General features: G+C 71.1%; 2 protein-coding genes. Both read right to left on the bottom strand.

Annotated elements, in window-relative coordinates; all coding sequences use genetic code 11:
• The coding region (locus tag PV679_RS35630; RefSeq protein WP_319685434.1) for an amino acid adenylation domain-containing protein at positions 1 to 3658 on the bottom strand (3658 nt) is incomplete at its 3' end.
• A 281-nt stretch (positions 3659 to 3939) separates the two neighbouring features.
• On the bottom strand, positions 3940 to 6890 hold a 2951-nt coding region (locus tag PV679_RS35625), incomplete at its 5' end, for a non-ribosomal peptide synthetase (RefSeq protein WP_319685433.1).

Raw genomic sequence — 6890 nt, 5'->3', positions numbered from 1 at the left:
GGTGGAGGAGGAGGACCAGGGCTTGTTCGGTGGTGTCCTCGATCTCCAGGAGTGTCGCGCGCAGCGGGAGTTCGGTGCTCAGGTCGAATATGTGGCCTGCGGCCGTGTCGACTGCCTCGGCCAGCCTGTCCTGAGTGGTACGCACGAGATCCAGCCGCGGAACGGCGTCGTCCAGCACCCGCTGGTACGGCTCGCTGTCCACCGTGTCATACACCGTACGCAGGACTTCGTGCCGGGCGACGGTGTCGGCGAGCGCCTGCGCGAGGATGTGGTGATCGAGGCGCCGGTCGAGTCGGAGGACGACGGGGATGTTGTAGGAGCGGCTGGGGCCGTCGAGTTCGTTGATGAACCAGAGTCGGCGCTGGGCGAAGGAGAGTGGGAGGAGGTCGGGCCGGGTCTGGGGCTGGAGTGGTGGGCGGGTGTCGGTGGTGGTGAGTTGGTCGAGTCGTCGGTCCAGGCCGGCGGGTGTCGGTGTGAGGAAGAGATCCTTGATGCCGATGTCGGTGCCGAGTACCGCGCGGACGCGGTTCACCAGCCGTACGCCCAGCAGCGAATGCCCGCCGAGGTCGAAGAAGTTGTCGTCCGGCCCGGCCGAGGGCAGACCGAGGACCTCGGCGAAGAGTCCGCAGAGAATCTGCGCGCGCGGTGACAGAGTCCCGCGTGTCCCGGCGGAGATGCCGACGGTGACTGTCGCGCTGTCCCTGTTCCTGGCCTCGGTGACGCGGGTGCGGCGTTCGGTGAGGCTCCGGTGTTCTTCGTCGGTGAGTGCGGTGGCGGTGGAGACAGTGGTGCCCGGGTCGGCGGCGAAGGCGGTGAGGACGCGGATGAAGAGGTCCAGCAGCAGTCGTGCGGTGGTCTCGTCGAAGAGGTCGGTGGCGTACTGGAGCCACACCTCGACACCGGCCGCGGCGCCGCCGTCGTCGGTCAACTCGACGCAGGAAGCGCTCAGATCGAACTTCGCCGTGTCCAGGCCGGCCGGTTCGAGGATGCCTTCGAGGCCGCCGAGAGGGACGCCGGGGTCGGTGTCGTTCTGGAGGGTGAGCATGATCTGGAAGAAGGGGTGGTGGGCGAGGGAGCGTGTGGGGTTGAGGTGTTCGACGAGCAGGTCGAAGGGGAGGTCCTCGTGTGCGTAGGCGGCCAGATCGGCTTCGCGTACACGGTTCAGCAGTTCGGCGAAGGTCGGATCGCCGGACACATCCGTCCGCAGCACCAGCGTGTTGACGAAGAAGCCGACCAAGTCGTCCAACGCCTCGTCGGACCGTCCCGCCACCGGGGTGCCGATGGCGATGTCCTCGCCGGCGCCGGTGCTCGACAGCGCCGCCGCGAACGCCGCCTGCACCACCATGAACAGGCTCGCCTGCCGAGCCTCGCCGAACTCCCGCAGCCGCTGGTGCACACCGGCCTCAATACGCGAGGTCACCGTCTCGCCGCGATAGGAGGGCTCGGCGGGACGCGGCCGGTCCGTCGGTACGTCCAGGATCTGCGGCAGGCCCTCCAGCGTGGACCGCCAGAAGCCGACCTGCCGCGACAGCAGACTCGTCTTGTCGTCCGCGTCGCCCAGCATCTCGCGCTGCCAGAGCGTGTAGTCCGCGTACTGCACCGGCAGCGGCTCCCAGTCGGGAGCCCGCCGCGCCGACCGTGCCTCGTACGCCGCCGTCAGATCCCGCAGCAGCGGACCCATCGACCATCCGTCGGTCGCCACATGATGGAGGAGCAGCACCAGCGCCGACTCGTCAGGACCGGCGACGAACAACCGCACGCGCACCGGCACATCGACCGGCACATCGAATGTCTCGTCCGTGAACGCGGTCACCAGGTCGTCGACGGTGTCCGCCGCGCACTCCACCACCGCGAACACTCCGTCGGCGCTGTCGAGCACCCGCTGATACGGCTCGCCGTCCACCGCCGGGAACACCGTCCGCAGCACCTCGTGCCGCTCCACCACGTCCGACACGGCCGCCGCCAGGGCCACCTGGTCGGGCACACCGTTCAACCGCAACACCAGCGGCACGTTGTACGTCGCCGAAGGACCCTCCAGACGGTTCAGAAACCACAGCCGACGCTGTGCGAAGGACAGCGGCACCCGGTCCTCGTCCGGCACCGGATCCTCGGCCGGTTCCGCCGACAGCAGGACGTCCACTCGGTCCGGCCCCCGACGAGGCGGCCGCATGGCCCGCAGCAGAGACCGGTCGATCTTGCCGGTGCTGGTGCGCGGCAGCGACCCGATCAGGCTGATCACGCCGGGCACGGCCGGCGGCGGCAGCTCGGCGGCCAGCCGTCCGCGTATCTCGGCGACGGTCAGCTCACCCACCGCGGCGACATAGGCCACCAGCCGCTTCGCACCACTCGGAAGCTCCTGCGCGACGACCGCCGCCTCCCGCACCGACGGGTGCCCGAGCAGTACGGACTCCACAGCGGCCGGGTCGATCCGATGCCCGCTGATCTTGACCTCGTCGTCCACGCGCGACACATAGCCGAGCTGACCGTCGGCGCGCAGCCGGACCAGGTCGCCCGTGCGGTACGCCGGTTCGCCGTCGAGCACGGTGAACCGGCGCGCCGTCAATTCCGTCCGGTCCAGATAGCCGCGGGCCAGGCCGCCGCCCAGCAGCCACAACTCACCGTCGACCACGGCGGCGCGCACACCCGGCAGCGGCAGGCCGATCGGCACACCGTCGCCGTGCTCGGTGGACAGATCGGCGACCGTGGCCACCACGGTCGCCTCCGTCGGACCATACGTGTTGAGCAGCCGCACGCGTCCGCCGACCGACTCGCGCCACCGTGTCACCCGCTCCGGCAGCGCGGCCTCGCCTCCGATGATCACCGTCCGCAGTGTGCCGGGAAGGCCGGCCACACCGGTGGCCACCGCGTACGCCAGCTCGTGCCAGTACGCCGTCGGCAGATCGAGCACCGTGATGCCATGTGTCACGCAACCGGCCAGCAGGCCCGGGACATCGAGCATGTCGTCGTCGCGCAGCACCAGTGTGCCGCCCGCGCACAGCGTGACAAAGATTTCCTCGACACTGGCGTCGAAGTGCAGCGGAGCGAACTGCAGCACACGGTCGTCGGCGCCGATCGCGTACCGCTCCGTCGCACCGGCGACGAAGTGAGCCAGCGCCTCATGACCGACGAGCACGCCGTTCGGAGTGCCCGTCGAGCCGGAGGTGTAGATGACATAGGCGACTCTCTCGCCGATGGCCGAGGCCGCCACCACCGCCTCACCCTGTCCGGTCAGGGCAGCCGTCGAGGGCGGGACACCGTCGCAGGCGTCCGCGAGGATCGCCTCGTTGCGGGCCGTCGGCGCGTCGGGATCCAGCGGAAGGTAGCCCGCGCCGGTCCGGAGCGCCGCCAGGATCGTCACGATCGCCTCGATGCCACGCCGTCGGCAGACCGCCACCAGTCGGCCGGGTCCCGCGCCGGCCTCGACGAGCCGCTCGGCGCGGTGCGCGACCGCCGCGTCGAGTTCGCCGTAACTCAGCCGGACGTCCGCGTGCACCAGCGCCGTCCGCCTCGGGTCCGCCGCGGTGCGCAGGGCGATCAGATCGGTCACCGGCAGCGCCGGGGCCGCCAGTGGCCCGCCGTCCAGGACGACGGACGGCTCCCGGACGTCGCGGCTTGGCTTGACATCGGTCTCTGGCACCGCGTGTCCGGTTGACGCCATCGAACTCTCTCCTGACGGGGGTCGTTAGGTCGGATGAGCCGGTGCCGGGGACAGCACCGCGGATCACTGAGCCGGTGGTCGGCGGGACACGGTGCCCGCGCCGTACATCTGCGAGAAGGCTAGGTACGGGAGCGAGGAGCGACGGGCAGTAACTGAGGCAGATTGGCCGCCACGGGTAGCTGCCGGGAGCTGCCCGTCCCATCGCACGGCGAAGGCCGTGACCAGCGGGTCACGGCCTTCGCTCACACGGCGCGGTCGGCAGGATTTCCGGAACACACTCCTCAGGACACGCCCTGGCGATGTCCCGCCGACGTATCGGTCACACTCGGCAGCCGGGCGCCCGACCTGGTACGGCGGCGCAGCGCGGGCCGGCTCTCCTCGGCGCCGTCGGCCCCGGCGCCGCCGCTCGCCAGACGCTCGGAGAGAGCGGCCACGGACGGTGCCTTGAACACATCGCGAAGAGTGATGTCCACGCCGAGCACCGAGCGCACACGGTTCACCAGCCGCACGGCGAGCAGCGAATGTCCTCCCACTCGGAAGAAGTTGTCGTCGATGCCGATGCCGGCGCCGCCGAGCAATTCGACGAACAGCCCGTGCAGGATCTCCTCGCGCGGGTCGCGCGGCTGTCGTCCGGCCGCCGCGGGCGTGTGCTCGGGAGCGGGCAGCGCCTGCCGGTCGAGTGTGCCGTCCGGAGCCAGCGGAAGCCCGTCGAGGACGACGAACACCGACGGCACCAGGTGTTCCGGCAGCACCTCGGCCGCCGCGGCCCGCAACTCCGCCTCGCTGAACACACCCCTGACGGCCGGCACCGGATAGGCCACCAGACGCCGCTCGCCCGGCTGGTCCTCGCGTACGACGACGGCCACCCGGCGGACCGACGCGTGCCGCGCGAGCACCGCCTCGATCTCGTGCGGCCGGACGCTCAGCCTCCGGATCGTCGGCGGGCCGTCGGCGCGGCCCAGGACACGCAGCTCACCCGCCGCGTCCCAGCTCGCGGCCTCGCCGGTGCGGTACATACGGGCTCCGTCCTCGCCGAGCGGATCGGCCACGAACGCCGCCGCCGTGGCGCCCGGCCGCCATGGATGGCCGTCGGCCAGGACCGCGCCGGAGAGATACAGCTCGCCGACGACACCGACCGGTACCGGGCGCAGGCGCTCGTCGAGCACCTGGCACCGCCGCTCGCCGGTGGGCGGACCGACCGGGACGACGAGCCCGGCCGGCGCCGCGTCGATCCGATGGCCATGGGCGAGAGCGGCGCCTTCGACCGGCGCGTATCCGTGGACCAGGCGCACATGGCCGAACAGCCGCCGGGCGCGGGCGAGATGCCCGACCGACGGCGGCTCGCCTCCGGTGAACACCTGACGCAGCCGGCCGAACGCCTCCGGATGGTCGTCCACCAGGACGCTGAACAGTCCGGCGGGCAGGAAAGCCGTCGTCACACCATGAGCGACGACCAGCGAGGCGACCTGCTTCGGCCGCGCGCCCGCGCCCTGTCCCAGCACACAGGACGATCCGGACAGCAGGGCTCCCCAGAACTCCAGGGTGAACACACCGGAGGAGACCGGTGCGCACTGCAGCCACACTCGCCGCGCACCGGACTCCGCGACATCCTGACCGGTGACCGATGCTACGACGGCCCGGTGCGAGACCAGCACCGCCTTCGGCTCGACCGTCACGCACGCCGCGTCGCCGGGACTGCCCGGCAGCGACAGATCGCCGGACGCGCCGGAGACGTCGGAGCCGGTGCCGTACTCGGAGTCCATCGGGATCACGCGCGCGGGGCGGGCCGCGCCGAGACGGTCCGCCGTCGGTCCGGCATCGGAGATCAGCGCGGAGAGGCCCGTGTCGTGGGCCGCCGAGGCCAGCCGTGTGTCGTCGGACGCGGGATCGAGCACCGCGTAGGCGGCGCCGCTCTTGAGCGTGGCGAGCACCGCCACCGCCAGCGGGATGCCCGGTTCCAGAAGAACGCCGACGATGTCTCCGCGCCGCACTCCTTGTCCGACCAGGCGGCGGGCGAGGCGGTTGGCGGCCGTGTTGAGCCCGGCGTAGGACATCGTCCGCTCGCCCGCGATCAGCGCGACGGCGTCCGGGACCAGCGCGGCCCGCTCCTCGAAGAGCTCCGTGATCCGGACGTCGGGCGCCGGGCCGCCGCCAGGGTTGAAGGCGAGCACCGCGCGGCGCTCGTCGGGTGAGAGGAGAGCGATGTCCCGGACGCGCTGCCGGGGATCGGCGGCGACCTCCTGGAGTACGCGGACGAGCCGGCTGGTGATGAGCCGCGCGGTGGCCGGGTCGAAGAGATCGGTGGCGTACTCAAGGACACCGCCGAGCCCTTCGCGGGCGCCATGGACATTCTGATGTTCGGTGACGGCCAGCGTGAGATCGAACTTGGCGCGTCCGGTCTCGAAGAGGATGTCGGTTCCGGACAGCGGGGAGGGGACGGGGTCGGTTGGCGCCGCGTTGTGCAGCATGAGCATGACCTGGACGAGTGGGTGGTGCGCGGTGGAGCGGTCCGGGTTGAGGTGCTCGACGAGACGGTCGAAGGGCACGTCCTGGTGGGCGTAGGCAGTCAGATCCGTCTCGCGTACGCGGGCCACCAGTTCGGCGAAGGTGGGGTTGCCGGAGGCGTCGGTGCGCAGGACGAGGGTGTTGACGAAGAAGCCGACCAGGTCGTCCAGTGCGGAGTCGGAGCGCCCGGCCTCGACGGTGCCGATCGGCAGGTCGTCGCCGGCGCCGAGCCGGGAGAGCGTGACGGCCAGCGCGGCCTGGAGCACCATGAACATCGTCGCGCCGTTCTCCGCGGCGATTCGCGCCAGCCCGTCGTGAAGGCCGGCGTCGAGCTGGAACGGCTGCACCGCGCCGGTGTGTGTGGGTGTGGCGGGTCGTGGGCGGTCGGTGGGGAGTTCGAGGACGGGTGGTGCGTTGTGGAGTGTGGTGTGCCAGTGGTGGAGTTGGCGGTTGAGGAGGCTGTTGGGGTCGTTTTCCTGGCCGAGGAGGTGGTGTTGCCAGAGGGTGTGGTCGGCGTATTGGACGGGGAGGGGTGTCCAGGTGGGGGTGTGGCCGGTGTGGCGGGCGGTGTAGGCGGTGGTGAGGTCGTTCATGAGCGGGGTGAGGGACCAGCCGTCGGCGGCGATGTGGTGGAGGAGGAGGACCAGGGCTTGTTCGGTGGTGTCCTCGATCTCCAGGAGTGTCGCGCGCAGCGGGAGTTCGGTGCTCAGGTCGAATATGTGGCCTG

The sequence above is a fragment of the Streptomyces sp. AK02-01A genome (genome assembly GCF_033795305.1).
GTDB lineage: Bacteria > Actinomycetota > Actinomycetes > Streptomycetales > Streptomycetaceae > Streptomyces.
This window is presented reverse-complemented; position numbering and strand designations above follow the sequence as displayed.